Here is a 26940-nt window from a genome sequence, read left to right on the forward strand (position 1 = left end):
GAGTTGCCACGGCTTTGCCACCGTCGGCAAGTCGAGCAGTAATACGCTATTCAAATGCGGTTTGAGGAGGAGAGATCAACATGAAGGCAATGCGCAATGCGCTGGGTGTGCTGGCACTGAGTTTGACTGCGATGGCGTTGCCTGCAGCGGCCAAGGTCTCGGCCGAAAAGGCCGCTGAGCTGGATGGCGATGAGTTGACCTGCATGGGCGCCCAGCGCGCAGGATCCGACAGCGGTGTCGCTGAGTACACCGGCAAGTGGGTGGGCAAGTGGCCCGGCATGACCAAGGAGTACGGCTATGAGCCGGGCCCCTATGCCGATGAAAAGCCGCTGTTCACCATCACCGCGCAGAACATGTCGCAGTACGCCGACAAGCTCACGGAAGGACAGAAGGCACTGTTCAAGCAGTACCCCGAGTCTTACAAGATGAATGTCTACCCGAGCCACCGCGACTTCGGCTTCCAGCCGTGGGTGTGTGACACGGTGAAGAAGAACGCTGTCTCCGCCGAGGTGGTGGACGATGGCATGGGGATCACCGGCACCTCCGGTGCCATTGCGTTTCCCTTTGCCAGTACCGGCCTCGAAGCGATCTGGAACATCATCAATCCGCATCGTGCCTGGACCGAGAGAGCGGTGACCGATATTGCCAACGTCTATGCGAATGGCAGCATTGCCTGGGGCCGCAACAAGTTCATGACCATGAACCCCGGCAACAACCCGAACGAGCGTGGTTCTTTCACCGAAAAGATCAACGCCTACTTCTATACCGGCTACCAGTTGCCGGAGCGGGACAAGGGATTCGTTGCGGTGGGGTATCAGCCCAACAATTTCAGCAACGATGCCACCCAGTCCTGGCAGTACCAGCCGGGCATCCGTCGGGTACGGCAGGCACCGGAGGTGTGCTGTGACTATCCGGTGCCGCCGGCCGGCATGCGCACGGTCGACGATGACTATGTGTTCAACGGTTCACCCGAGCGCTACAGCTGGAAGCTGGTGGGCAAGCAGGAGATCTATGTCCCGTATCACAACTTCAAGATCAACGATCCGAAGCTGAGCTACGACGAGCTGATCACGCCCAATACGATCAATCCCGATTACGTCCGGTACGAACTGCATCGTGTCTGGATTGTCGAGGGCTATCTCAAGGATGGCATGCGACATATCTACTCGAAGCGGCGTCTTTACGCTGACGAAGACAGCTGGATTGCATTGTGGGCCGACAACTACGACGCCCGTGGCGAGCTGTGGCGGGTGGCCTTCGTCAACTATTTCTACTCGCAGGAATCGTCGACCTTCCACCGGGGTGCGTCGATTTATCACGATCTCACTGCCAAGGCCTATGAGGCAGGCTATCTGGTCAATGAGCGGGGCGATGACTGGTGGCGCATCAATATTCCGCTGACACCGGCGATGTTCAGTCCGCAGGCGGCCGCGCGCGGCGGACATTGATCCACTGGCTGACAACAACGATCCGGGGCGGCGCACAGCCGCCCCGACGCTTTTCGGGGGACTCAGAATGAAAACCGCATTTATCACCGGCGCCAATGTCGGCCAGGCCAATCTGCTGGTGAAATCATTGGCTGCCGATGATTGGCGCGTTTTTGCCGGGGTATTGCCCGGCGCGCCGACCGACCTGGTGACGGGCGGCAATGTCACCGTGGTCGATCAGGACGTTTCCAACACCGAGTCGGTGCAGAACAGCGCGCGGATCGTGGCCGAGAAGCTGAATGGTCATGGCCTCGATCTGCTGATGAATGTGGCCGGTGTGGCCAATATCGCTGTCGGTGTGTTGGAGGCGGCGGATCTGGCACAGGCTGAAAGGCTCTTTCATATCAACACCTTCGGCCAGTTGCGGGTGGTGCAGGCATTTCTTCCGTTGTTGCGCAAGAACGCACCAGGCTCACGGATCGCCAACTATAGTTCCGGCGCGATTCTGGCCAACCCGGTAGGCGCGGGCATCTACAACATGACCAAGCACGCGATTCATGGGATGACGCTGACGCTACGCCACGAGTTGGCCCCATTTGGTATTCAGGTGACGTCGATCATTCCCGGTGGCGTGCTTACCGGCATGTCGGCCAATGCGCACGAAAACACGAAGAAGACCTGGGCGATGCAGCCGGAACCGATCCGCGAGATCTACGGGCCGCCGCTCGGCAATGTAATGATGCAAGTGCTGCCCGACATGCTGGAGAAAACCGGAAGCACGCCGGAGCAGGCGCTGGAAGGCACCCTGCAGATTCTCAAGAAGAAGAAATGGAAGCCGATGGAGTACCTCGGCAAAGATGTCAAACCGATGGGCGTGATGCGCCGCCTGCTGTCCGACAGCCAGTTGGAAAGCATGATGCGCATGACCTTCAAGATTCCGGCCTACAAGGGTTGATGCGATGAATGCCGTGCTGAAATCCGAGACTTCGCTTTCTGACCTGTTCGAGCGTCTGGCGGCCAAGGCGCCGACACTGATCACCACCACCGCTGACGAGCGGGCCGCCAAGCTGCGGCGTCTGCTGAAGGCGGTGATGGAGGCGCGGCCGGCCATTCTGGCGGCCGGTCGCGAGGAGCTGCGGCTCAATGACACCGACATTGACGCACAGCTGCTGATGGTGAAATCCGAGGCCGAGTTCATTGCCCGCAACCTCAAGGACTGGATGGGGCGACACCCGGTGAAAGGTTCGTTGATGAGCCTCGGCAAGAAGAGCTATGTGCAGTACGAGCCGAAGGGTGTGGTCCTCAATCTCGCCACCTGGAACGCCCCGATCGCCATCGGCCTGGTCCCGCTGATGGGCGCCATCGCCGCAGGCAATACCATGCTGCTGAAGCCCTCGGAGCTGGCGCCGAAGTCTGCCCAGGTACTGGCCGACATCGTCGCCCAGGCCTTCCCGGATGACGAGTTCGCCGTGGTGCAGGGTGGGCCGGACGTTGCCGGCGAATTGTTGAAATTGCCGTTCAATCACATCTTCTTCATCGGCGGCCACGCGGTCGGCCGCCTGGTGATGCGTGCAGCCGCCGAACACTTTGCGTCGGTGACGCTGGAGATGGGCGGCAAGAACCCGACCATCATTGATGCTTCGGCCGACATCGAGGATGCCGCCCGCAAGATCGCCTGGGGACGGGTGGCCAACTGCGGCCAGGTCTGTCTGGCCCCGGACTACGCCCTGGTGCATGAGCAGATCGCACGGCCTTTTGTCGATGCGCTGGGTAAGGCCATGCAGGCGCTTTACAACGCCGATGGCAAGGGCTTCCAGCAATCGCCGGATCTGCCGCGTATCGTCAACGTTCGACATTTCGATCGCATCAAGGCCTTGCTTGATGACGCTCTCGCCAAGGGCGCCACCGTCGCCAGCGGCGGCGAGACTGACCGTGACGATCTGTTCATCGCGCCGACCGTGCTGACCGGGGTCACCGAGGACATGCGCATCATGCAGGAAGAGATCTTCGGGCCGATCCTCTGCGTGGTGACGTTCTCGCGGCGCGAAGAAGTGGTCGCGACCATTCGCCGGCGGCCGAAGCCGCTGGGCCTGTACATCTTCGCCAAGAACCGCGAGGCCATCGATTGGTTCCTCACCCACACCACCTCGGGCAGTACGGTGGTGAACCACAACTTGATCCAGTCCGGCACCAACCCGCACCTGCCGTTCGGGGGCGTGAACTCCAGCGGCACCGGGCGCATCGGCGGTCGTTTCAGCTTCCTGGAATGCTCGAATATGCGGGCGGTGGTTGAAGAAGGTCCGCCGCTGGGGGATCCGGGCCTGATGTTCCCGCCTTACTCCGACAAGTACAAGAAGATGATCGGCCAGATGCTGGGCAAGGAGATCAAGATGCCGGATGCCGCCATCTCGGCAATCAACGGCATCATCAAGATCACCAGCGTGTTCAAGCGGTAGGCTGCCCCGTTTGGGGGATTGCCGGGCCGCTTGAGGGTCGGCAATACTTGCGTCGACGTCGCCGCGGGGGCGACCAGGGGAAACGTTCATGATCACCAAACTGCCGGTGGCGCTGGCCGCTGCCTCGATGCTCTGCTCGGGTGTGGCCGCTGCCGAGTCGCTGCTGAGCCCGCCGCGTGCGGTGGGTGTATCGCTCGACGCCTCGATCCTCATGGGGGTGGGGATCTCCATCGGGGTGCCGGTGGGCGACCGTTTCAACCTCCGGGGCGTCTACCACGGCTTCAGCTACGACGATGAGTTTGAAGATGAGGATGACAGCGGCGCGGGAAACGGCACCACCTATGATGCCGAACTGGATCTCAGCTCATTTGGGGTGATGGCCGACTGGCATCCGTTCCGGGGTGCTTTCAGGGTGACGGCCGGACTGGTCTCCAACGGCAACGAGATCGGCCTCAATGCCCAGAACAGCAACGGCGTCATCGAGATCGGCGACTGCAACTACCGTAGTGATGGCAATGATCCGCTGATGTTGCAGGGTGCGATCGACTGGAAGCGGACCGCCCCCTACCTCGGGATCGGCTGGGGCGGCAACATGAACGGCGACAAGGGGCTGTATGGTCTGTTCGACATCGGCGTGATGTTCTCGGGCGCACCCAAGGCTTCGCTGGCCGCGAGCGGGACCGCGGTGGTCGAGGCCGGGCAGGACCTGTCCTGCGGGGCTCCCGGAATGACCGTGAATGCCGCCAGTGATCCGAACGTGCAGCGGGAAGTGCAAACGGCGGTCGACGACGCCAACGATGAGGCCGAGGACTTCAAGCTGTGGCCCAATATCGCGTTCGGGATCGGTTGGCGCTTCTGACGAGTGCGATCCGCTTCAACAAAAAGGCCCCGGTGTGGGGCCTTTTTGTTGTTGTGTCGAGGGGTGCTGTCCGCGCTGGGATCAGAACAGCGTCATCTCGGCGCCGACCAGCACGCTGAGCGGCGCGCCCGGGCGTGGCCCCTCGGGTAAGCGCGACACCAGATACTCACGATCCAGCGCATTGAACACGTTGGTGAACAGTCTGACGCGGGGGTTGAGCTGCACGCCCGCCGTGAGGTCGACTGTGACGGTGCTCGGAATAACGCCGCCACGGGCATCCGGTACCGGGCCGTTGGTCGCATCGAACACCAGGGCGGCATCGGTGTTGAGGGCGGTGGCGTACATGCGATCGACATACTGCGCCGACAGCGCCAGCGACCAGATGCCGCGCTCCAGACCGGCGCTGACCGTGGCCTGCCACTCCGGGATATAGGGCAGCTGTGCGCCCTCGCGGCCTCCGCTGAAGATGGACTCTGCGTCGCCTGCCGTATTGGCGTCGTTGCCAATCGTGGCGTCGGTATAGGTCAGTGCCAGCCGCAGCGGCAGCGACCAGCCGTTGCCCAGCCAGTGGCCGCCGTCATAGCGGAGTGCATATTCAATGCCGAAGGAGTCGACCTCGCCCACCGACTCCGAGGCGCCACCACCACTGGCGCCGACGTTGGATGACACCAGCAGGTTGTCGAAGCGGGTCAGGAAGACCGCCAACTCCTGGGCCAGGCCGGACTCCAGGGTCGCGCGCACGCCGAGCTCGGCGGACACGCTCTTCTCGGCCTCCTCGCTGCCGTCCGCGCCGCCCGCCGGGCTGGGCGGCGAGAACCCCTGATACAGCCCGCCGAAAAGGGCTCGGCCGGGTGCCAGCGCATAGACGAACCCGAGACCGCCGGTGGTGTAGCGGTCATCGCCGTCAAACTGGCTGCCGCTGTTGAAGTTGCTGCCGGACCAGTCGAGGTCTTCGAGGCGGATGCCGGGTCTGAGGGTGAGGCGGCCGATCTCGATCACGTCTTCCAAATGAACGGCGAGGGCGCGGGTCTCGATGCGCCGGTTGTCCTGCGAGCCGGGGGCGCCGAAGCTGCTACCGGTGATCTGGCCGCTGGCATCCTGGGTGAAGCTGACATCGTCCTGGAATCGAAAGATGTAGTCCTCGTGCAGCCGGACACCGGCGTTGAGGGTGTGCTGTGTGCCGCCCAGCGCGAACTGGCGACTGAGAATGCTCTCGATCCCCTTGAGGCCGTACTCGCGATTGTTGTTGCGATAGTCGAGGCGGCCGGCAGCCTCGCCCTTGAGCACCGCCAATGCCTGGGCCTGGGCGGGATCGGCGAGGGCGACGCCGAGGTTGACATTCTGGGTGCCGTCATTGACCCGACGCAGCTTGAACCAGTTGCGATGGAAGGTGTTGTAGTACGCGGTGCTGGTCAGCGTGGTGGCCGGCGAGAACGCGATGTGGTGCCGCAAATAGCTGCGCTCGTGCTCGGTTTCGATGGTGTCGAAGCGTGAGGCAGCGTAGCGCCGATAGGGGCTGGCTGCGAAGTCGTTGTCGCTGAGGCCGAGATAGGTCTCGTCGGCATCCAGTTCAGTACGGCCGAATTTCACTTCGAAGCGCTGGTAGTAGCGCCCGGCTGGCTCATAACTGAGCTTGACCATGGGCTCGATGCGGGTGAAGCCGCTTTGGCCCTGGTCGGGTCCGACGGGACCGGCGCGGTCGATGGTCTTGAAGCCATCGGTCTGGCGGTGGTAGAGCTCCACCAGATAGCCGAAGCGCCCGCCATTCGAGGCTTCGACCGTCTCGCCGGTATAGAGGTGGTTGCGGAACTCGTTGTCCGATCCATAGGCCGTACGCAGGTAGGCCTGCCGATCGGTCGGAATCGCGGTGGAGAGGTAGTTGATGACGCCGCCCGTCGTCCTCGGGCCGTACTGCACCTGAGACGAGCCCTTGAGCACTTCGAGCGCCGACATGCGGCCGGCGGTGGGCGAATAGTAGGCTGCCGGGTCGGTGTAGGGTGCCGGCGCGGTCAGCACGCCATCCTCCATCAGGGTGACCTTTGACGAGCGACCGGGGTCGGTGCCGCGCAGCGACACATTGGGGAACAGTCCATAACCGTCCTCCTCGCGCGCATAGACGCCCGGGATCTCCCGCATGAGCCGGTTGATGTCGTCATAGCCCTGGCGGGTGATCTGGGCCCGGTCGATGTAGGCGCCGGAGCCGCTGAGCGATTCCAGGTTGGCCGCCGAGCCGATGACCGAAACGGCGTCGAGCTCGACGGCGGTCGGGCGTTCGTCGGCCAAGCCGGCGGTGGGCGCCAGAAGTGCAGCCAGCAGACCAAGACGGCGTGTGGCCGCGAGCGGCGAGGGAGCTTGCATCAGAGGTACCTGGGGCGAGTTGAGGCTCGCAACTCTAGCGATCCGGATGACTATTGACAATCATTATCATTAACTTTTAAAGTCGTGTCATGATCGTTTGTGTCTGCAAAGCCGTCTCCGAAAAGCGCATTCGTCGCGCCGTCGACGAGGGCGCCATCAGCTTGCGGGACCTCACCCGGGAACTCGGGGTCGGCACCTGCTGTGGCAAGTGCGTGCCGATGGCCCGCGATGTCCTCGGTGCCCGACTGGTGCAGGCTGCAGCGGCACCGATGAGCATGCCAACGATGTCGGGCGCTGCCGCAGTCGCCTAGGCCTGACGGTTGCGGTTGAGAATCGCACGCACAATCGTTAAAAAATACAAATAAATCAATTGCTTGCGATCCAATATCGCGATACTCTTGTGCCACATTCAGCCAGGAGCCCGCGATGCGCGGCGACGCCAAAGTTCTCGAATATCTCAATCTCGCGCTCAAGAACGAGCTGACCGCGATCAACCAGTATTTCCTGCATGCACGCATGCTGGAGAACTGGGGGCTGCGCAAGCTCGGCAAATACGAGTACCACGAGTCGATTGACGAGATGAAGCACGCAGACAAGCTCATCTCCCGCATTCTGTTCCTTGAAGGTCTGCCCAACCTGCAGGACCTCGGCAAGCTCTATATCGGCGAAAACGTCGAGGAAGTGCTGGCCTGCGACCTGCGCCTGGAGCAGGAAGCGCACCCGCTCTACCGCGATGCCATTGCGCATTGCGAGCAGGTCAAGGATTACGTCACCCGCGAGATCCTGACCGGTATCCAGGCGAGCGAGGAAGAGCACATCGACTTCATTGAAGAGCAGCTCAAGCTCATCGAGACGATCGGCGTGCAGAACTACTGCCAGCTGCAGGTCGAGCCGGCGGGCGGATAATCCCCCCACCGTCCGGGCATGGTCAGAAGGGCTTGACGATGACCAAGATCACCGCCGCAACCAGCGCCACCGCAGGGACCTCGTTGATCAGCCGGTAGAACCGTTCGCTGCGCGTATTGCGCTGTTCGGCGAAGGCGCGCAGGCAGGATTTCAGCCAGCCGTGGTAGCCCGACAGCAGCAGCACCAGGGCGACCTTGGCGTGCAGCCAGCCCTGTTGGGCATAGACCGCCTTGGCATATGCCGGGTCGGCCGCCAGCAGGGTTGCGATGCCAAACGTCCAGGTGAGCACCATGCCGATGGTGCTGATGGCATATAGCTTTCGCTCCATGATGCAGAAGCGGGTGTGCCCTTCGGGGTCGCGCACCTGCGTGTGGTAGACGAACAGGCGGGGCAGATAGAACAGCCCGGCAAACCAGGTCACCATGAAAATCACATGAAAAGCCTTGAGCCACAGCATCGGAGCGCCCGCGGTTGGTAAGGCCGCTATTATTGCCGCCCATCGTTCGTTTTTGTGTTTGTCATGATCAAGGTTGGCATCGTTGGCGGGACCGGCTACACCGGCGCTGAGCTGCTGCGGCTACTGGCGCAGCACCCTCAGGCACAAGTACAGATTCTCACCTCACGCAAAGAGGCGGGGACGCGCGCTGACGCCTTCTTCCCGCATCTGCGGGGGCATACGGATGTGGTGTTTTCGGCACCCGACGAGGCGGCACTGCGTGCCTGCGACCTGGTGTTTTTCGCGACGCCGCATGGCACTGCAATGCAGATGGCGCCTGCCTTGGTGCGTGCTGGCGTCAGGGTCATCGACCTCTCGGCGGACTTCCGGCTGGTTGATCCCTCGATTTTCAGCCAGTGGTATGGCATGCCCCACGCCTGCCCAGAACTGTTGGCCGAGGCGGTCTATGGCCTGCCCGAGGTGAATCGGCAGGCGATCCGTGAGGCGCGCATTGTCGCCAATCCCGGCTGCTACCCGACGGCGGTCCAGCTCGCGCTGTTGCCGCTGCTTCAGGCTGGCGTGATCCACCGGAATGGCATCATCGCCGACTGCAAGTCGGGGGTCAGTGGTGCCGGGCGGGAGCTGCGTCTGGGGTCTCTGTATGGAGAAGCCGCCGACAGTTTCAAGGCGTATGGCGTTTCCGGCCATCGGCACTGGCCCGAGATCGCCCAAGGGCTGACGCAGATTGCCGGGGCTCCGGTCGGGGCCACCTTCGTGCCGCACCTGCTGCCCCTCATACGGGGCATTCACGCGACGGTGTATGCCCGGCTGACGTCGGCAGGGACGGATTTGCAGACGGTGTTCGAAAGCGCGTACGAGAACGAGCCATTTGTTGATGTGATGCCTGCCGGCAGCCATCCGGAAACCCGCAGCGTGCGTGCTGCCAATGTGTGCCGCATTGCCCCACACCTGGCACCCGACGGTGAGACCGTGGTGGTGTTGTCGGTGATCGACAACCTGGTCAAGGGCGCGTCCGGTCAGGCGCTGCAGAACCTCAATCTGATGTTCGGTCTTGATGAGCGGGCCGGGCTTTCCGCCCCGCCGCTCAGTCCCTGATGCAACACAAGATTGTCGTCCAGCAGCACCGACCCTGGCTGCGCGCGGCGGTGGTGGCGGCGGTGGTTGGCGCGGTCGCGGTCGGCACCTGGGCGCTCTACGCCTACACGCGGGCCACCACGGTGAGCGGCTTCGAGAGGGCCCGGCTGGAGGTGGAAGCCCTGCGGGACGAGCGGCGCGACCTGAGCCGCTCGCTGCGCGCGACGCGTGCCGAGGCCGAACAGCTCCGCGATGAGCTGGTATACGTCAAACGCTCCCAGGAGATCGACAGCCAGACCTGTGGCCACGTTCGGGCCGATCTCGATGCACTGCAGGCCGAAGTGCTGGACCTGCGTGAGCAGGTCGCCTTTTACCGCGGGATCGTGTCGCCGGAGGCAACGCGGGCGGGCGTTCGCGTTTATAGCGTCAAGGTCGAGCCGATGGACTCGCCCGGGCAGTTCCGCTTCGAGCTGGTGTTGATTCAGTCGGTGCGAAACGAGCGAAGCGTCTCCGGACGTATCCAAGTCGCGGTCGAGGGACTGCGCGAGGGCCGTACGGAAACCCTCAGCCTTGCGGAGTTGTCGACGACCGTGCCTGAGAATCTGCTATTTTCGTTCAAGTACTTCCAGGAGTTCGGTGGCGTATTGACGCTGCCTTCTGGGTTCAAGCCCCGCCGGTTGCGTGTGCAGTTGCAGCCTGAAGGGGGAGCCGGCTCGGTCGAAGAGCCATTCGATTGGGCGCGCGCGCTGGCCGCAGGCTAGCGACGGGCCACGCAGGGAGTGGATCATGAGCAAATTGTTTGGGGGACAGACGCCGCCCAAGGGCGCGACCACCACGGTCGATACGCTGGTGGGCCGACAGACCGAGGTTTCCGGCGACATCCGCTTCACCGGCGGCCTGCACGTGGACGGCAAGGTCAAGGGCAAAGTGGTGGCGACCAGTGACAAGAGTGCCTCCCTGTCGGTCAGCGATAGCGGGTTGATCGAGGGCAACGTGCGAGTGCCCAATATCGTCCTCAATGGGGCCGTGGTTGGCGACGTGCATGCCGCCGAGCGGATCCGGTTGTCCTCCAAGGCGCGGGTGACGGGGAACGTCTACTACAAGATTCTGGAGATGGAGGCGGGCGCCACGGTGAATGGCCAATTGGTCCATGAGTCGGGCGATGCGTTGGCGCCGATCAATCAAACCAAGCCCGCCGCAGTCGGCAATGATGCCTCGGTGACGGAACTCGCGGACCGTCCGGTGTCAAAGTTGGGCGGCTGAACCTTCATGGCCCTGAGATGAATGCGATGAGCGATATTGACGAACACAGCGGAGTGGTCTTCACCGACGCTGCTGCCAACAAGGTGCGGACTCTCCTCGACGACGAAGCGGATCCGACGCAGAAGCTGCGAGTGTTCGTCAGCGGGGGCGGCTGCTCCGGCTTCCAGTACGGTTTCAAGTTCGACAATGCGGTCGAGTCCGACGATACCGTGGTGGTCAAGAACGGTGTCACCCTGCTGGTGGACGCAATGAGCGTCCAGTACCTGCTCGGCGCTGAGATCGACTACAAGGAAGACGTACAGGGGGCCCAGTTCGTCATTCGCAACCCGAATGCGTCCACCACCTGCGGCTGCGGCAACTCCTTTTCGGTCTGATCGCGGCCGTCAAGCTGGCGGCAGGGCCACCACGCCCTGAGCGGCGGCGCCGAGGGCGCCGGTAACGGCCGGGAGACCGCTGTGCCGCCGGTCATATCGCTCATGTGCGAGCCAAGCGAAGGCGGCCGCTTCGACCCACTGCGGGTCGATGCCGCGGCTGCCGGTATCCGCCACCTCGCGATCGGGTAGCCCCGCGCCGATCAGCCCTGTCACCAGCAGGTTTTGCGTTCCGCCGCCGCACAGCAGCAACCCTCCCCGATGCGCGGATACGGCCTCGATCACCAAGGCGGCTGTCAGTTCCGCAAATGTTCGCTGGACGTCGGCTGCCGGCCGCGTTCGCCAGCCCGGTGCACGCTGATCTACCCAACTCAGGTTGAAGTGGTCGCGTCCGGTGCTGCGTGGCGGTGGCATCGCCAGCCAGGGGTCGCTGCGGAGTGCATCGAGGAGGTCGGGAATCAGCTTGCCGCTCGCCGCCCACTCGCCCCCGGCATCCAGCGGGCGGCCCAGCTGCTGTTGGGCCCATGCATCCATCAGCGCGTTGCCCGGACCGATGTCGAAGCCGTCGGTGTCGCCGTGGGCATGGAGGCGCGTGATGTTGGCGATACCGCCGAGGTTCACCACCGACAGGTCGCAGCCCGGCTCGAAGAATGCTGCACGATGAAATGACGGAACCAGTGGCGCACCTTGGCCGCCAGCAGCGATATCCGCGCGGCGGAAGTCGGCAACCACCGGGCATCGCAGGGCAGCGGCGACCCGATGCGGATTACCCAGTTGCAGGCTGGTCCCCAACTCTCCGGGGTCATGAAAGACGGTTTGGCCATGCATGCCGACCCCGGCAAGATCGAATCGCGCTGCCAGCGGCTTTAGCGCCTCGACGTAGGTGTCGGCCACTGCCTGGTCAAGTGAAGCCAACGCATGCAGGGTGAGGGCCGCACGGGGATCCTGCTGCAGGTGCAGCAAGGTGTCACGCAGTGCGTCGGGGAAGGCTACGAAGTGGTGGGCCTCGGCGCGTCGGAACTGTCCCTGATCGAAGCGGCACACCACGGCGTCGACGCCGTCGACGCTGGTGCCGGACATGGCACCAGCCCACCAGGGGTTCATGGTGCCGGTCGGCACGGAAGAACCGCGCTCACTCGGTCGGGACGGTGTTGCGGGCCAGTTGATGCTGCTGTGCCATTTCGTCGAGCTGCGCCAGCCAGGACTGCGCCAGCGGCTGCCATGATGTCATCTGGCTACGGCTGAGCGGGTTGGCGCGGGGCAGTGGGACGGTTACTGGATTCTTGTGAACGCCATTGACGCGGAACTCGTAGTGGAGGTGCGGCGCCGTCGCGAGGCCCGACTGGCCGACATAGCCGATAACCTGACCTTGGCTGACGTGCTTGCCGGGGCCCAGGCCGCTGCGGAAGCGTGACATGTGGGCGTAGAGGGTTTCGTACGCACTGCCGTGTTTGACGATAACCACGCGGCCGTAACCGCTCTTGACCCCCTGGAAGACGATCTTTCCGTCGCCGGTCGCACGGATTGGCGTGCCGGACCGGGCCGCATAATCAGTGCCGCGGTGGGCGCGAATGGTGTTGAGGATCGGGTGCCGGCGGTTGAGGTTGAACGGGCTGCTGATTCTCGCGAAGTCGAGCGGGGTCCGCTTGAAGGCGGTGCGCAGGGACTCGCCCTTGGCATTGTAGTAAGCGCCGCGCCCCTCGCTGTCCTCATGTCTCAGCGCCTGCAGGTGGCGCCGTTGATTCACGAACTCGGCCGCGAGGATGTTGCCGTCGCGAAGCTTTTCGCCGTTTTTGTAGAGCTCCTCGTATACCAGGGCAAAGCGGTCGCCCTGGCGGAGATCGAGTGCAAAGTCGACGTCATAGCTGAAAATTTCGGCCATTTCCATGATCAGCCGATTCGATAGTCCGGCATCGACCCCTGATGCGAACAGCGAGCTGGTGATTTCGGCATAGGCCCTCGCCGGCCGGCGCTCGAGGTCCGCCGTCAGCGTGATCGCCTCGAGCTGGCCTTCGATACGGCGGACCTGCAGAGTGCGCAACTCGTCAAACTCGTAGGACAGCTCCTCAAGCCGGTTGTCATCGGACATGCGGAAGTGCAGCGTGTCCCCCACTTGCAGGCGCTTGAGTCGATCAGTATCGCCGCCCAGTGCCAGGACCGCGACCCAGTCGGTACGCGGCATCCCTTGCCCTTCGAGCAATGTGGAGAATGTTTGTCCGCGACTGACCTCGACCGTCGTCCACGGACTGGGCTGCGGCACCTGAATACTGTCGGCGGACGCTGCCTGCAGGGCAGCCTGGCCGGCGGTGGTTGCCGACTGGCTGCGGTCCGCCAGTACCGCATCCGAGGGCACCACGGTGGTGGTCCGCGTCGTGGTCTTGCTCGCCGTTCCGTCCTGAGAGACCAGAGCGGCGCCGGCGATGACGCACAGCGCGGCGATGAGCAACGGACGCTGCAGGCGGCGGCGGAAACGACGTCGGCTATACTGTGAAGTCATCGACACACTCAAATAAAGTCGAGTCCGGCCATGGTGTTCCGTGGCCCGGATGGCAAAAGGCGGCTGGCGGAAACGGGTTCCCCTGTAGGCGGTACGGAACCATAAAAACCGTTTTGTTGCAAGCAGTTTGCAAGCCCTTCTGCGGTAGTGCGTGAGGTGCCGGTCCGGGTCCACGCGCAGCATATCCCCGAGACCTGACCTGACATGACGCTAGATTTGGCCGAATTGGCACGCGGTACCGACGAAATTCTCCCTCGCGACGAGCTGGGGCCGCGCCTGAAGGATGCGGCAAGCAGCGGTCAGCGCCTTCGGGTCAAGGCGGGGTTCGACCCCACCGCCAAGGACCTGCATCTTGGGCACACGCTGTTGCTCAACAAGATGCGGGCCTTTCAGGAGGCGGGGCACGAGGCGATCTTCCTGATCGGCGATTTCACCGGGATGATCGGTGACCCCACCGGCAAGAACGAGACCCGCAAGCCGTTGACGCGCGAGCAGGTACTCGAGAATGCGGAGACCTACAAAACACAGGTCTTCAAAATCCTCGACCCCAATCGCACCACCGTGATGTTCAATTCGTCGTGGCTGGACTCGTTGGGGACCGAGGGCATGTTACGGCTTGCGGCCCAATACACGGTGGCCCGCATGTTGGAGCGGGATGACTTCGCCAAACGCTATTCCGGCCAACAGCCGATCGCGATTCACGAATTCCTGTACCCGTTGCTGCAAGGCTACGACTCCGTGGCCCTGCGCGCCGACGTTGAACTGGGGGGCACCGACCAGAAGTTCAATCTGCTGGTTGGACGTCATCTGCAACAGGGCCACGGACAGCGTCCCCAAGTCATTGTCACCGTCCCCATTCTCGAAGGACTGGATGGTGTGCAGAAGATGAGCAAGTCGCTCGGGAATTACGTCGGCCTGACCGATGCGCCACGCGAGATGTTCGGCAAGATCATGTCCGTCTCCGATAGCCTGATGTGGCGGTATTTCGACTTGCTGTCGTTCCGGCCGCTGCAGGAAGTGAGCCGACTCCGCGAGGCGGTGAGCGAAGGGCGGAACCCGCGAGACGTCAAGATGGAGCTGGCGGTGGAAATCGTCGACCGCTTCCACGGTGCGCCCGCTGGCGACGAGGCCCGCCAGGCGTTCATCGAGCAGTTCAGCCGTGGCGCACTCCCCGACGACATCGCCGAGGTCACGCTGGTGGCGCCTGCTGGTGGGCTACCGCTCCCTCGCGCCTTGCGGGAGGCTGGCTTGGTGGCCAGCAACGCGGAAGGCGCGAGGATGATCGAGCAGCGGGCGGTCCGGGTGGCGCACGAGCGGGTCGAGGATCGAACGCTGCTGTTGCAGGCGGGGCAGCGGTATCTGTTACAGGTCGGCAGCCGCCGGTTCTGCTTCGCCTCAGTGGTGGCAGCGGCAGGCTGATGGTTGTTCAGGCGCCACCAACTGTCTACTAATTAACCGGTTGTGGCGCGCAACGAGGGGCGTGGCGAGGCGGCGGTATCCTTAAATATCGTTATATATCACCATGTTGCCCATCATCATGACGCAGGCAGTTGACGCCCGACGGCAGGCGAGTAAGATTCGCCGCCCTTGCAGTGACTTACGCGGATTTCCGGGAACGGAGAAGGTGTAAGGCGCTGTAGCTCTTTAACAGAACAGACAAGTGATTTGTGTGGGTGCTCCTGTGCGCAGCTGCGGAAGCAGTAGTACACATGAGTATCAACGTGAGCCTATGGGCCATTTTGACGACTCTTAGGGTGTGATTGGATTTTGGTCTGATTGCATCCGGTTCCAGTTAGATTTAATTGGAGAGTTTGATCCTGGCTCAGATTGAACGCTGGCGGCATGCCTAACACATGCAAGTCGAACGAGGTGTACTTGTACATCTAGTGGCGGACGGGTGAGTAATACGTAGGAATCTACCTTGAAGTGGGGGATAACCCGGGGAAACCCGGACTAATACCGCATGATCTCTTCGGAGCAAAGCAGGGGATCGTAAGACCTTGCGCTTTTAGAGGAGCCTACGTCTGATTAGCTAGTTGGTAGGGTAATGGCCTACCAAGGCGACGATCAGTAACTGGTCTGAGAGGACGACCAGTCACACCGGAACTGAGACACGGTCCGGACTCCTACGGGAGGCAGCAGTGGGGAATATTGGACAATGGGCGAAAGCCTGATCCAGCAATGCCGCGTGTGTGAAGAAGGCCTTCGGGTTGTAAAGCACTTTAGGCTGGAAAGAAAAAACTCGAATTAATACTTCGAGTCTTGACGGTACCAGCAGAATAAGCACCGGCTAACTCTGTGCCAGCAGCCGCGGTAATACAGAGGGTGCGAGCGTTAATCGGATTTACTGGGCGTAAAGCGTGTGTAGGTGGTTCATTGCGTCGGTTGTGAAATCCCCGGGCTTAACCTGGGAACTGCTTCCGATACGGGTGGACTAGAGTACGGTAGAGGGTGGTGGAATTTCCGGTGTAGCGGTGAAATGCGTAGATATCGGAAGGAACATCAATGGCGAAGGCAGCCACCTGGGCCTGTACTGACACTGAGACACGAAAGCGTGGGGATCAAACAGGATTAGATACCCTGGTAGTCCACGCCGTAAACGATGAGAACTTGACGTCGGCTTGCTTAGCGAGTCGGTGTCGTAGCTAACGCGATAAGTTCTCCGCCTGGGGAGTACGGCCGCAAGGTTGAAACTCAAAGGAATTGACGGGGGCCCGCACAAGCGGTGGAGTATGTGGTTTAATTCGATGCAACGCGAAGAACCTTACCTGGTCTTGACATGTCTGGAATCCTGCAGAGATGCGGGAGTGCCTTCGGGAATCAGAACACAGGTGCTGCATGGCTGTCGTCAGCTCGTGTCGTGAGATGTTGGGTTAAGTCCCGCAACGAGCGCAACCCTTGCCCTTAGTTGCCATCATTCAGTTGGGCACTCTAAGGGGACCGCCGGTGACAAACCGGAGGAAGGTGGGGATGACGTCAAGTCATCATGGCCCTTATGACCAGGGCTACACACGTACTACAATGGTGCATACAGAGGGTCGCCAAGCCGCGAGGTGGAGCTAATCCCAGAAAGTGCATCGTAGTCCGGATCGGAGTCTGCAACTCGACTCCGTGAAGTCGGAATCGCTAGTAATCGCCGATCAGCATTTGCGGCGGTGAATACGTTCCCGGGCCTTGTACACACCGCCCGTCACACCATGGGAGTTGGCTGCACCAGAAGCCGGTAGTCTAACCGCAAGGGGGACGCCGTCCACGGTGTGGTCAATGACTGGGGTGAAGTCGTAACAAGGTAGCCGTAGGGGAACCTGCGGCTGGATCACCTCCTTTCAAGCGTATCCAAAGCGGTATGGGAGCGCCCACACAAGTCACTTGTCACAAGTAAGAAGGCCGAAGCGGTTGATCGGTCTGTAACCCGATGGGTCTGTAGCTCAGCTGGTTAGAGCACACGCTTGATAAGCGTGGGGTCGATGGTTCAAATCCGTCCAGACCCACCATCTACCTGGTTGAGTGACTGGACGCATAGGCACCGCACATGGGGCCATAGCTCAGCTGGGAGAGCACCTGCTTTGCAAGCAGGGGGTCGTCGGTTCGATCCCGACTGGCTCCACCATCTGACGGCTGAGACAAGTGTTTCACGAAGAACACTTGTCTGAGCCTGGACGCGCAAGCGTGATCGGGACTTGTTCTTTAACAATAAGGTTTGTTGTCGAACACTGTAAGCAACAGTGATCTTCAATGAGAAGAAGGCGCTTCACGGCAACGTGGGGTGTTTATTTTTGTTGTGGATTCACATGATTCAATGCCGAAGGTGCTTGACGGCGAAAAATGTCGTTGTAGTAGTAATGATTGTTGTTATGTAACCGCAACGTTCCGCCAGAAAGCGGGATGTTCAGCAGCCGTAGCGAGCGAAGGCGTGTTGGGCACGCACGGAGCGCAGGAACCGGAGTGTATCGAGATATACATGAGGATTCCGAGCACCGTACGGGCACAAGACGTCGAGCGTAGTAGGCTGATGGACATACCGGGGAATGTTTGAGGTTATATGGTCAAGCGATCAAGCGCATCTGGTGGATGCCTTGGCGGCAACAGGCGATGAAGGACGTTGTAGCCTGCGAAAAGCTACGGGGAGCTGGCAAACAAGCTTTGATCCGTAGATGTCCGAATGGGGAAACCCCTCCGCAAGGAGATCGTACGCTGAATACATAGGCGTGCGAGGCGAACCCGGGGAACTGAAACATCTAAGTACCCGGAGGAAAAGAAATCAACCGAGATTCCGCAAGTAGTGGCGAGCGAACGCGGATCAGCCCAAAAGTGTATTGAAACCTAGCAGAACAGTCTGGAAAGGCTGGCCATAGTGGGTGATAGCCCCGTATGCGAAAGGTGATATGCATGAAATTGAGTAGGGCGGGGCACGTGAAACCCTGTCTGAACATGGGGGGACCATCCTCCAAGGCTAAATACTCGTTGCCGACCGATAGTGAACCAGTACCGTGAGGGAAAGGCGAAAAGAACCCCGGCGAGGGGAGTGAAATAGAACCTGAAACCGGATGCGTACAAGCAGTCAGAGCCCGCAAGGGTGATGGCGTACCTTTTGTATAATGGGTCAGCGACTTACTTGTCTGTAGCAAGGCTAACCGTTTAGGGGAGCCGCAGGGAAACCGAGTCTTAATAGGGCGCTTAGTTGCAGGCAGTAGACCCGAAACCCGTCGATCTATCCATGGCCAGGGTGAAGTTGTGGTAACACACAATGGAGGCCCGAACTCACGCCTGTTGAAAAAGTCGGAGATGAGCTGTGGATAGGAGTGAAAGGCTAATCAAGGCGGGTGATAGCTGGTTCTCCTCGAAAGCTATTTAGGTAGCGCCTCGTGTATGACTCCGGGGGGTAGAGCACTGTTACGGTTTGGGGGGAGCACAAGTTCCTACCCAGCTGTTGCAAACTCCGAATACCCGGAAGTATGAGCACGGGAGACACACGGTGGGAGCTAAATTCCATCGTGAAAAGGGAAACAGCCCTGACCGCCAGCTAAGGTCCCCAAATCTCAGCTAAGTGGGAAACGATGTGGGAAGTCATAGACAGCCAGGATGTTGGCTTAGAAGCAGCCATCATTTAAAGAAAGCGTAATAGCTCACTGGTCGAGTCGGCCCGCGCGGAAGATGTAACGGGGCTCAAGCTGAGTACCGAAGCTGCGGATGCACACTTAGGTGTGCGTGGTAGAGGAGCGTTCTGTAAGCCTGTGAAGGTGACTCGTAAGGGTTGCTGGAGGTATCAGAAGTGCGAATGCTGACATGAGTAACGACAAGAACGGTGAAAAACCGTTCCGCCGTAAGCCCAAGGGTTCCAGCGCAACGATATTCGGCGCTGGGTGAGTCGGATCCTAAGGCGAGGCCGAGAGGCGTAGTCGATGGAAAACAGGTTAATATTCCTGTACTTGTGGTGACTGCGATGGGGTGACGGAGAAAGTTATGGTGGCTTCCTGTTGGATGGAAGTTCAAGCGTTTAGGCAGGTCTCTTAGGCAAATCCGGGAGATCAATGCTGAGGCGTGATGTCGAGGCTCAATTGAGCCGAAGTACCAGATACTCTGCTTCCAAGAAAAACCTCTAAGCTTCAGGTCATCGCGATCCGTACCCCAAACCGACACAGGTGGGCGAGGAGAGTATCCTAAGGCGTTTGAGACAACTCGGATGAAGGAACTCGGCAAATTGGTGCCGTAACTTCGGGAGAAGGCACGCCCTCATTAGGTGTAACAGCCGAAGAGGGTCGCAGTGAAGAGGGGGTTGCGACTGTTTATCAAAAACACAGGACTCTGCAAACACGAAAGTGGACGTATAGGGTCTGACGCCTGCCCGGTGCTGGAAGGTTAATTGATGGGGTCAGCCGTAAGGCGAAGCTCTTGATCGAAGCCCCAGTAAACGGCGGCCGTAACTATAACGGTCCTAAGGTAGCGAAATTCCTTGTCGGGTAAGTTCCGACCTGCACGAATGGCGTAACGATAGCCCCACTGTCTCCATCCGAGGCTCAGTGAAATTGAAATCGCTGTGACGATGCAGTGTTCCCGCGGCAAGACGGAAAGACCCCGTGAACCTTTACTACAACTTTGCACTGGATTTTGAGTTTGTTTGTGTAGGATAGGTGGGAGCCTTTGAAACCTGGGCGCTAGCTCAGGTGGAGGCAACCTTGAAATACCACCCTGATAAACTTGAAGTTCTAACCTAGGCCCGTTATCCGGGTCAGGGACATTGCATGGCGGGTAGTTTGACTGGGGCGGTCTCCTCCCAAAGAGTAACGGAGGAGTGCGAAGGTAACCTCAGCGCGGTCGGAAATCGCGCTTTTGAGTGCATAGGCATAAGGTTGCTTGACTGCGAGACAGACACGTCGAGCAGGTACGAAAGTAGGTCTAAGTGATCCGGTGGTTCTGTATGGAAGGGCCATCGCTCAACGGATAAAAGGTACTCCGGGGATAACAGGCTGATACTGCCCAAGAGTCCATATCGACGGCAGTGTTTGGCACCTCGATGTCGGCTCATCTCATCCTGGGGCTGTAGCAGGTCCCAAGGGTCCGGCTGTTCGCCGGTTAAAGAGGTACGCGAGCTGGGTTCAGAACGTCGTGAGACAGTTCGGTCCCTATCTGCCGTGGGCGTTCGAGATTTGAGAGGCGTTGACCTTAGTACGAGAGGACCGGGTTGAACACACCTCTGGTGTTCCAGTTGTCACGCCAGTGGCATCGCTGGGTAGCTATGTGTGGACGGGATAACCGCTGAAAGCATCTAAGCGGGAAGCCCACCTCAAGATGAGATCTCGCGGGTCTTTAAGACCCCTGAAGAGCCCTTGTAGACGACGAGGTTGATAGGCACGGTGTGGAAGTGCAGTAATGCATGGAGCTAACGTGTACTAATTGCTCGTGAGGCTTGGCCATATAACGCTCAAGCATTCCGGTGATGGATAACTCCATCCCGCTACAACGACTTCGACGTCAATGCACATCAGCATTGAATCAGCAGTGTTCGAACAACAAACCAAATTCGGTGATCTGCCCCAAAGGCAGACCACCAAACGATTTGCCTGGCGGCCTTAGCGAGTTGGAACCACCTGTTCCCATCCCGAACACAGAAGTGAAACGACTTAGCGCCGATGGTAGTGTGGCTTGCCCATGTGAGAGTAGGACACTGCCAGGCTTTATACCCAACCCCCGATCAGAAATGATCGGGGGTTTTTTGTTGGGGCCGTTGAGCAGATGGGAACAGGGCTGTTCTAGGCTCGCCTCCTGGCTCGACAAGAACCCGGCTTCGGGTGCCTGCCCTTCGCGCGCAGTTGGGTTACGACCGCGCCCACCCCGAACACTTCAAAGTGAAACGACTTAACGCCGTTTCAGTAGGGATATGGCGTCTCGGCTCGCAGACCGCGCTCAATGAACTCCATGACGCAGTCAATTGTGTCCGCAGACGGCACGGCGCCGTCCCAGAGGCAATGCTTGAGCCCGACGAAGTGGCCGATGCCGATCATCATCCAGGCCCGCACCGATGCATTGCCGGGTGACAGCGTGCCACGGGCACTACCGGCCTCGATTCCGAGCTGGTAGTCGCGTGCGAGGGCGAGGTAGTACCGGCGGAACTCGTCGTCGTCGACGAACTGGCACTCCTGCACGATGCGGTATAGCCCTGGATGGCGCTTGGTATAGGCAAAGAATGCGACCAACGCGGCGCGTTCACCCTCGAGTGCGTCAAATTCATTGGCGCGGGCCTCCGACATGGCCTTGCGCAGGGCGCGTCCGATATCGCGGACGAGGGTGATGAAGATCTCTTCCTTGCTGTGAAAGTAGAGATAGAAGGTACCCTGGCCGACACCGGCCCGACTTGTGACCGAACTGACGGATGCGGCGTGGAATCCGCGCTCGCCAAACTCGGTCTCGGCCGCCTGCAGCAGGCGTCGCCTCGTCGCGGCGCCGCGCGCCGTCGCCGGAACGATGGGATGAATGTCAGAAGTTACGGTCGCGAGGGTCATGAGTGCACTTTTCCTGCATCAACGGCCATCATATTGACGTTGTGAAGGCCGGCCGCCCATCGGCCATTCTGCAACCTGGCTGTCAGCCATTCCTGATAATGGGCCGCCCCTGATTGGACGCGGATACACTCACAGCCCTCATTTTCGCAGGAACAGACCGTGTTGATGACCATCGTGTTGTGGCTGCTGGTCGCAGTCTTGATCGTGGTCGGCCTTGCGGGCGCCGTTCTTCCGGCGCTGCCGGGAGTTCCGATGATATTCATCGGGATCTGGCTGGCGGCCTGGATCGACGACTACGCGCGGATCGGAATCTGGACGCTCAGTCTTCTGGCGACCCTGACGCTATTGTCCATCCTGATCGACATTGCCGCGAGTGCGGTTGGCGCCAAGCGGGTCGGCGCCAGTCCACGCGCCGTCTGGGGTGCGCTTCTGGGGTCAGTCGTGGGCCTGTTTTTCGGGATCCCGGGCTTGGTCATCGGCCCGTTTGTCGGTGCAGTACTGGGTGAGCTGATGGCCAAAAGAGGGCTCGGTCAGGCAGCCGAAGTCGGAATGGCGACATGGATCGGCCTGTTGTTGGGCACCATCGCCAAGCTGGCGGTCTCGGTCACGATGCTGGCGGTCTTTGTCGTGGCCTATTGGCTATGACGATCGGGGTCCGGTCAGCCTGGGATTTTCAGTCGCTGGCCGGGACGGATCAGATGTTTGTCATCAAGGCGGTTGTGTCGCGCCAGTTCTCGCACCGAAACGTCATAGCGACGCGCAATCGCCGACAGCGTCTGGCCGGAGCGCACGGTGTGCACCCGAAGCTGCACTTTGCGCAACGATGCTGAGACGCTGTCTCGCGGTGGAATCTTGAGGGTCTGGCCAGCGCGAATGCGGCTGGCATCGGCAATGCCATTGACGCTCTGGAGCGTCCGGAGATCGACGCCGTATCGCCGTGCGATCGTTCCCAGGGCCTCACCTTTGCGGATACGGTGGTGACGATAGTACTCCCGCTGACGATCGGCACGGTGTGCAGCGGGCAGCGAGACGTAGCGTGCGTGAAAGCGCTCGGACTGTCCGCTGGGGATGCGGATGCGATGACCGTTGGGCACCCACAGTTTTCCCCGATAGACCGCTTCGCTGTACGCCGGGTTGAGGCGACGCAAGGTGGCCTCGTCGGTCCCACTGGCGGTTGCGAGTGCCGAAAACGGAACAAAAGCATCGACCTGGACTTCATCGAAGCGCACGGGTGTGGCGACCTCCAGCCCGGGGAAGAACTGCTCCCGGTTTCGTTCAATATCGGTTACCGCCAGAAATTCCGCGTAAAAGTTTTTTGAGGCGAAGCCGAAGCGGCGGTTGTCATAGCGCTCGATCAGGTCGATCAGCGTCGAGCCGCCGACCCGCTCGAGGCCGCGGGCTATCCCATTGCGGCCGTGGTTGTAGGCCGTGAGCGCCAGGGGCCAATTGCCCAACAAGGCATAGTCATCGCGAAGGTGGCGGGCGGCGCCGTCGGTGGATGTCCACGGATCGCGGCGGTCATCCACAACCTCGTCGAGACGCATGTAGATCCTCGCGGAGGCTGGCATGAACTGCCACAGCCCGGCGGCGCCCACCTTTGAATACGCGCTGACGTCGAAGCTCGATTCCAGCAGCGGCAATCGGGTCAATTTAAGGGGCAGCGAGTATCGGGAAAAGGTGGTCTCCATGGCGGGGAGGTACTGGCCAGCGGTCGTGAGAGCCGCACGTGTGCGCTCCTTGATCCCGCGTTGGGCACGCAGCGAGTCTGCCGCGATGCGGAAGCGATCAGCCGACGAGATGCCATTGAAGCGGTCGTAAAGCGCTCGATCTGAAGGCTTCAGGGCGTCGGGTGCGCCGTCGAAGCGCGATAGCCTGAGCAGGCTCTCGCGCAGCCGCTTTTTCGCCGCCTCCTCGCGGGCGCGTCGCACCTGCACGGGGACCCCCTCGGAAAAGTGCAGAACCTCGAGCACCACCTGCGGGAAGGCCGCGGGATGAATGATGCTGTCGTGAACGGCGTAGCGGCCGAAAACGTCAGTCCAGAAGGCGACGGCCGGTTCCAGGGAGGGATAGCGGGGAAAGTCGTCCTGGGCTATTGACGGAGAGGTGATCGTCAACAGCCCGAAGGTCACCCCAGTGCAAAAGTAGCGTCTCCAGCGATGCATCGTCATAGGCTCCTTCCTGAGGGGGGACGTTTCCGTAAGCGGCGATACTAAGGAACCCACCGGCCGCAGCGCAACGGAATTCTCGGCAGCACCACTGCCGCGCCCCAAGTACCATGTTCATTAAAGCCGGTATGGAGTACCAGCCGTGCCGTCGACCGCCACCGGAATCGAGTCCCACCGCATGCCCAGTGCTCTGCCTCAGCTGTTTCCACCGATTGAAGCTCATGCGACGTATCAGCTGCCGGTTTCGCCGTTGCACACCCTGTACGTGGAGGAGTCGGGCAATCCAGATGGGCAACCGGTGATCTTCGTGCACGGCGGCCCTGGTGGTGGCTGTGAGCCGTGGTATCGGCAGTTCTTCGACCCCCGGCGCTATCGCATCGTGTTGTTCGACCAGCGCGGCTGCGGGCGGTCGACCCCACACGCCGAACTGCGGGAGAACACCACCTGGGACCTGGTGGCCGACATGGAGCGCATCCGCCAACACCTCTCGATCGAGCGGTGGGTGGTGTTCGGCGGGTCCTGGGGGTCGACCCTGGCGCTGACCTATGCACAAGCACATGGCGACCGCGTCATCGGGCTGATTCTTCGCGGGATATTCCTGCTGCGGCGCGCCGAGATCGAGTGGTTCTACCAGTCCGGCGCCAGTTGGCTGTATCCCGATGCTTGGCAGGCATACCTGCAGCACATTCCTGTCGAGGAACGGCACGACATGGTTGCGGCCTATTACCGGCGGCTGACCAGTGCTGACGTCGCCGTTCGCCGCGCCGCGGCACGTGTGTGGAGCCTGTGGGAAGGCGCGACCAGCAAGTTGATCCCATCGGCTGCGGCCACCCGGCGCTTCGGCGAAGACCGCTTCGCCGAAGCCTTCGCACGGATCGAGTGCCACTACTTCCAGCACGCCGGATTCTTTGAGCGGGACGACCAGTTGCTCGCCAATGCTTATCGCTTGCACGCGATTCCCGGCGTCATCGTGCAGGGGCGATACGACGTGGTGTGTCCGATGCGATCAGCCTGGGAACTGCACCAAGCCTGGCCGCAGGCCGAGTTTCACATCATCGCCGATGCCGGGCATGCCGCCAGCGAGCCGGGAACCTTGGCAGCGCTGTTGAGCGCGACACAGCGATTTTCCAGCTTGCCCTGACCCGCAGGCCTGTCAGTCGACACTGCGTAGGCGTTTGAGATCCCGGGCATGTTGCAGACGCATCTCCCGCCGAAGTTGAGCCTCCTCGTAGCGACGTTGTTCGATGTCGTCGCCCGGGACCAGAGGCGGCACGGCACGGGGCTGGCCTGATGCGTCCATGGCAACGAAAGTGAGATATGCGGACAGGATGTCGCGCCGGTGCAGGCCGCAGCCATCAACGGCTTCCACTTTGCACCCGATCTCCATCGAGGTGCCCCAGGCACGATTGACCGTGGCGTTGAAAATGAGGACGTCACCCCGGCGAGCAGGTGCGATGAAGTGAACCGCGTCCACGCCCACCGTGACACACACCCCGCCGGCATGACGGTCTGCCACCACCGCGCAGTAGCGGTCCATCAGCGCCATGATCTGACCGCCAAAAACCGTGTCGTTGGCATTCAGATCATTGGGAAACACCATATAGACCTGTTCGCGCACGGCCGAGGCGGCAGCCGACTTCGCCGGCAGCGGCGTGTCCGCCCGGTCAGCGGACATTGGCGAGGCTGTTCTCGTCGAAGTCACGATCCAGAAATCCATTGTCGAAGACGTAGTCTTCGAAGGTGAGCGTGGTCGACTTGCCGGTGACGTGATTGACCATGTCCAGCCGAAGCGGGCGCCAGTAACGGTCGAGGAACTGCGCATAGCCGGTGGCGGTAAGGGTCTTCAGATGTTCCCCCTTGCGGTCGTAGAAGACCACCTTCTGCAGTCGCAGTTCAGCCTGGTCCATCCAAACCACCTGTCGAGAGTATCCCGAGTTCTCATCCTTCGGAATACGCTCGAGCACGTGCATGTCCACGCCGTCAACGGTCTCGTCCCGAAGCCATTTGAACCGGTACTTCTCGATCTCCTGGGAGCCCAGATCCTCGTAGGCGAACTCGCTGCCCATGAAGGCACCGGTCTGACCGGAGCTGGCAATACGCTTCACCCGCCGCAACGCGGGCAGATACAGCCAGCGATCGTCGTCACTGTCGCTATGGGCGTGCGTGAGCAATGCGGTACCGGCAACGTCGCGCGGTTCATCGAACACGATCAGTGACTTGTCGCCATCATCCGCAACTTCCAGCGTCTGGCTGCGCAGGCTGCGGATCGCCTCGTCACCGTTGCGGTTGCGCAATACCATGGTCATCGTGGCCTGGCTGTCGCCGTAGCCCTCGCCTCGTTGCTCAGCCTCCTGGGCGATGGCGAGGCCCTTGTCCTCGGCACTCTGGGCATGTGCGGCCATCGCGCCTGCCAGCGCGACCGCGGCGAAGAAAAAACGGTGATTCATCATGAACTCCGGTGGGGTCGTAGGGTTTGTAGGTAGTCGATCAGGCCGCGCATCGCTGCCTGCAGGAAAACGGGACCGCGCGCGCCATGCGCAAGCCCACCACTGCCCTCGATGGCACTGAGGATGAATGCCGCTGCGTCCTCGGGCACCACGTCGGCCCTGACGGTGCCGCTGCCCTGGCCTTGACGCAGGCCTTCAACGATACCGTCATGCCAATCGTCGATCAGGGTTTGCACCCGCGCCAGAAACTCGGCCGGTTCGTCCTGAAGTTCATGCAACAGGTTGGCCAGTGGGCAGCCCGCCCCCACTACCTGGTCGCAGCGCTCCGCGGTCAATGTACGGCACAGCTCGATCGCGGCACTGACCACGTCCGGCGCGCCGATCACCGGTCGCCAGGTCTGTTCGATCCAGGGGCGCAGTCGCTCCTCGATCACGGCGAGCCCGAGGTCGGCCTTGTTGCGGAAGTGGTGGTAGAGGGCGCCCTTGGTCAGGCCAAGCCGGTCCAACAGGGTGTCGAGCCGCATGGCGCGGTATCCCAGACGATGCAGATCCTCGAACGCGGCATCCAGCAGCAGCGTGCGGGTATGGTCGGCCGATCGCCGAGGGGCCGTCATGAGAGGCGTGCAGTGAACATACTGATGAGTATGTCGTCTCGCTGGC

The 26940-nt window shown here is 61.1% G+C and carries 22 protein-coding genes, 2 tRNA genes and 3 rRNA genes; 18 read left to right on the forward strand and 9 right to left on the reverse strand.

The features are described 5' to 3' along the window. Nucleotides 1–80 precede the first annotated feature (80 nt). The 4 genes from JN531_RS07635 to JN531_RS07650 all read left to right on the forward strand — a co-directional run bounded on the left by JN531_RS07635 (nucleotide 81) and on the right by JN531_RS07650 (nucleotide 4742). On the forward strand, nucleotides 81–1448 hold the full coding sequence (locus JN531_RS07635; protein WP_228348273.1) for a DUF1329 domain-containing protein: 1368 nt from the start codon (nucleotides 81–83) through the stop codon (nucleotides 1446–1448). A 67-nt stretch (nucleotides 1449–1515) separates the two neighbouring features. Beyond that, entirely contained in the window at nucleotides 1516–2382 is an 867-nt protein-coding gene (locus JN531_RS07640; protein ID WP_228348274.1) for an SDR family NAD(P)-dependent oxidoreductase, read from the forward strand. Nucleotides 2383–2386: 4 nt separating this feature from the next. Then, the gene (locus tag JN531_RS07645) at nucleotides 2387–3883 is read left to right on the forward strand and encodes an aldehyde dehydrogenase family protein (RefSeq protein ID WP_228348275.1); all 1497 of its coding nucleotides are present in this window, start codon (nucleotides 2387–2389) and stop codon (nucleotides 3881–3883) included. An 88-nt stretch (nucleotides 3884–3971) separates the two neighbouring features. Further along, a complete protein-coding gene (locus JN531_RS07650) occupies nucleotides 3972–4742 on the forward strand; it encodes a hypothetical protein (RefSeq protein ID WP_228348276.1) in 771 nt (256 codons plus the stop codon). Between the two features lie 81 nt (nucleotides 4743–4823). On the opposite strand, the gene JN531_RS07655 is transcribed toward JN531_RS07650, so the two are convergent. Then, entirely contained in the window at nucleotides 4824–7100 is a 2277-nt protein-coding gene (locus JN531_RS07655) for a TonB-dependent receptor family protein (RefSeq protein ID WP_228348277.1), read from the reverse strand. Between the two features lie 89 nt (nucleotides 7101–7189). Between JN531_RS07655 and JN531_RS07660 the strand changes: the two genes are divergently transcribed. Together JN531_RS07660 and bfr are read left to right on the forward strand one after the other, a co-directional pair. Further along, a complete protein-coding gene (locus JN531_RS07660; RefSeq protein ID WP_228348278.1) occupies nucleotides 7190–7411 on the forward strand; it encodes a (2Fe-2S)-binding protein in 222 nt (73 codons plus the stop codon). A gap of 115 nt (nucleotides 7412–7526) precedes the next feature. Then, nucleotides 7527–8006, forward strand: coding sequence for a bacterioferritin (bfr, locus tag JN531_RS07665; protein WP_228348279.1), 480 nt, complete (start codon nucleotides 7527–7529; stop codon nucleotides 8004–8006). A gap of 22 nt (nucleotides 8007–8028) precedes the next feature. Here the strand turns inward: bfr and hemJ are convergent, their stop codons facing one another. Next, complete coding sequence (hemJ, locus tag JN531_RS07670; RefSeq protein WP_228348280.1) at nucleotides 8029–8463, reverse strand: protoporphyrinogen oxidase HemJ; 435 nt, start codon at nucleotides 8461–8463, stop codon at nucleotides 8029–8031. Nucleotides 8464–8526: 63 nt separating this feature from the next. Here hemJ and argC point away from each other — a divergent pair, with 63 nt between their 5' ends. From argC to erpA, 4 genes are read left to right on the forward strand one after another with little or no spacing between them, the layout of a single operon-like run. Beyond that, entirely contained in the window at nucleotides 8527–9558 is a 1032-nt protein-coding gene (gene argC / locus JN531_RS07675; RefSeq protein WP_228348281.1) for an N-acetyl-gamma-glutamyl-phosphate reductase, read from the forward strand. After that, the gene (locus JN531_RS07680) at nucleotides 9558–10298 is read left to right on the forward strand and encodes a DUF6776 family protein (RefSeq protein WP_228348282.1); all 741 of its coding nucleotides are present in this window, start codon (nucleotides 9558–9560) and stop codon (nucleotides 10296–10298) included. Before argC ends, JN531_RS07680 begins: the two co-directional genes overlap by 1 nt. A gap of 25 nt (nucleotides 10299–10323) precedes the next feature. Continuing rightward, nucleotides 10324–10800 carry a bactofilin family protein gene (locus tag JN531_RS07685; protein ID WP_228348283.1) on the forward strand — a complete coding sequence of 159 codons (477 nt, stop codon included), beginning with the start codon at nucleotides 10324–10326 and terminating at the stop codon, nucleotides 10798–10800. A gap of 17 nt (nucleotides 10801–10817) precedes the next feature. Further along, on the forward strand, nucleotides 10818–11174 hold the full coding sequence (gene erpA, locus JN531_RS07690; protein WP_366522406.1) for an iron-sulfur cluster insertion protein ErpA: 357 nt from the start codon (nucleotides 10818–10820) through the stop codon (nucleotides 11172–11174). Nucleotides 11175–11183: 9 nt separating this feature from the next. Here erpA and JN531_RS07695 read toward each other — a convergent pair whose 3' ends face one another. Beyond that, nucleotides 11184–12275: an anhydro-N-acetylmuramic acid kinase gene (locus JN531_RS07695; protein WP_228348285.1), complete on the reverse strand. Its 1092-nt coding sequence runs from the start codon at nucleotides 12273–12275 to the stop codon at nucleotides 11184–11186. 28 nt (nucleotides 12276–12303) lie between these two features. Then, on the reverse strand, nucleotides 12304–13668 hold the full coding sequence (locus JN531_RS07700; protein ID WP_228348286.1) for an OapA family protein: 1365 nt from the start codon (nucleotides 13666–13668) through the stop codon (nucleotides 12304–12306). A gap of 204 nt (nucleotides 13669–13872) precedes the next feature. Between JN531_RS07700 and tyrS the strand changes: the two genes are divergently transcribed. The 6 genes from tyrS to rrf all read left to right on the forward strand — a co-directional run bounded on the left by tyrS (nucleotide 13873) and on the right by rrf (nucleotide 20842). After that, a complete protein-coding gene (tyrS, locus tag JN531_RS07705; RefSeq protein WP_228348287.1) occupies nucleotides 13873–15087 on the forward strand; it encodes a tyrosine--tRNA ligase in 1215 nt (404 codons plus the stop codon). 380 nt (nucleotides 15088–15467) lie between these two features. Then, nucleotides 15468–16995: ribosomal RNA gene (locus JN531_RS07710) — 16S ribosomal RNA — on the forward strand. Between the two features lie 90 nt (nucleotides 16996–17085). Beyond that, nucleotides 17086–17162, forward strand: a tRNA-Ile gene (locus JN531_RS07715). Between the two features lie 40 nt (nucleotides 17163–17202). Continuing rightward, a tRNA-Ala gene (locus tag JN531_RS07720) sits at nucleotides 17203–17278 on the forward strand. A gap of 434 nt (nucleotides 17279–17712) precedes the next feature. Continuing rightward, nucleotides 17713–20583: ribosomal RNA gene (locus tag JN531_RS07725) — 23S ribosomal RNA — on the forward strand. Between the two features lie 145 nt (nucleotides 20584–20728). Next, nucleotides 20729–20842: ribosomal RNA gene (rrf, locus tag JN531_RS07730) — 5S ribosomal RNA — on the forward strand. The 16S, 23S and 5S rRNA genes sit together here with 2 tRNA genes alongside, the layout of an rRNA operon. 193 nt (nucleotides 20843–21035) lie before the next feature. Here the strand turns inward: rrf and JN531_RS07735 are convergent. Continuing rightward, nucleotides 21036–21668, reverse strand: a complete 633-nt coding sequence (locus JN531_RS07735; protein ID WP_228348288.1) for a TetR/AcrR family transcriptional regulator — start codon at nucleotides 21666–21668, stop codon at nucleotides 21036–21038. A gap of 165 nt (nucleotides 21669–21833) precedes the next feature. On the opposite strand from JN531_RS07735, the gene JN531_RS07740 reads away from it, so the two are divergent. Further along, complete coding sequence (locus JN531_RS07740; protein WP_228349978.1) at nucleotides 21834–22313, forward strand: DUF456 domain-containing protein; 480 nt, start codon at nucleotides 21834–21836, stop codon at nucleotides 22311–22313. A 14-nt stretch (nucleotides 22314–22327) separates the two neighbouring features. On the opposite strand, the gene JN531_RS07745 is transcribed toward JN531_RS07740, so the two are convergent. After that, nucleotides 22328–23938: a lytic transglycosylase domain-containing protein gene (locus tag JN531_RS07745; RefSeq protein WP_228348289.1), complete on the reverse strand. Its 1611-nt coding sequence runs from the start codon at nucleotides 23936–23938 to the stop codon at nucleotides 22328–22330. An 85-nt stretch (nucleotides 23939–24023) separates the two neighbouring features. Here JN531_RS07745 and pip point away from each other — a divergent pair, with 85 nt between their 5' ends. Continuing rightward, a complete protein-coding gene (gene pip, locus JN531_RS07750; protein WP_366522423.1) occupies nucleotides 24024–24974 on the forward strand; it encodes a prolyl aminopeptidase in 951 nt (316 codons plus the stop codon). 12 nt (nucleotides 24975–24986) lie between these two features. Here the strand turns inward: pip and JN531_RS07755 are convergent, their stop codons facing one another. The 3 genes from JN531_RS07755 to JN531_RS07765 are packed head-to-tail and all read right to left on the reverse strand — an operon-like array spanning nucleotide 24987 to nucleotide 26894. Then, nucleotides 24987–25508, reverse strand: coding sequence for an acyl-CoA thioesterase (locus JN531_RS07755; protein WP_228348291.1), 522 nt, complete (start codon nucleotides 25506–25508; stop codon nucleotides 24987–24989). Further along, on the reverse strand, nucleotides 25498–26280 hold the full coding sequence (locus JN531_RS07760) for an outer membrane lipoprotein-sorting protein (RefSeq protein WP_228348292.1): 783 nt from the start codon (nucleotides 26278–26280) through the stop codon (nucleotides 25498–25500). The genes JN531_RS07755 and JN531_RS07760 overlap by 11 nt, the downstream gene beginning before the upstream one ends. After that, a complete protein-coding gene (locus JN531_RS07765; RefSeq protein ID WP_228348293.1) occupies nucleotides 26280–26894 on the reverse strand; it encodes a TetR family transcriptional regulator C-terminal domain-containing protein in 615 nt (204 codons plus the stop codon). Before JN531_RS07765 ends, JN531_RS07760 begins: the two co-directional genes overlap by 1 nt. Nucleotides 26895–26940: the final 46 nt, after the last annotated feature.

Source organism: Flagellatimonas centrodinii (genome assembly GCF_016918765.2).
Lineage (GTDB): Bacteria > Pseudomonadota > Gammaproteobacteria > Nevskiales > Nevskiaceae > Polycyclovorans > Polycyclovorans centrodinii.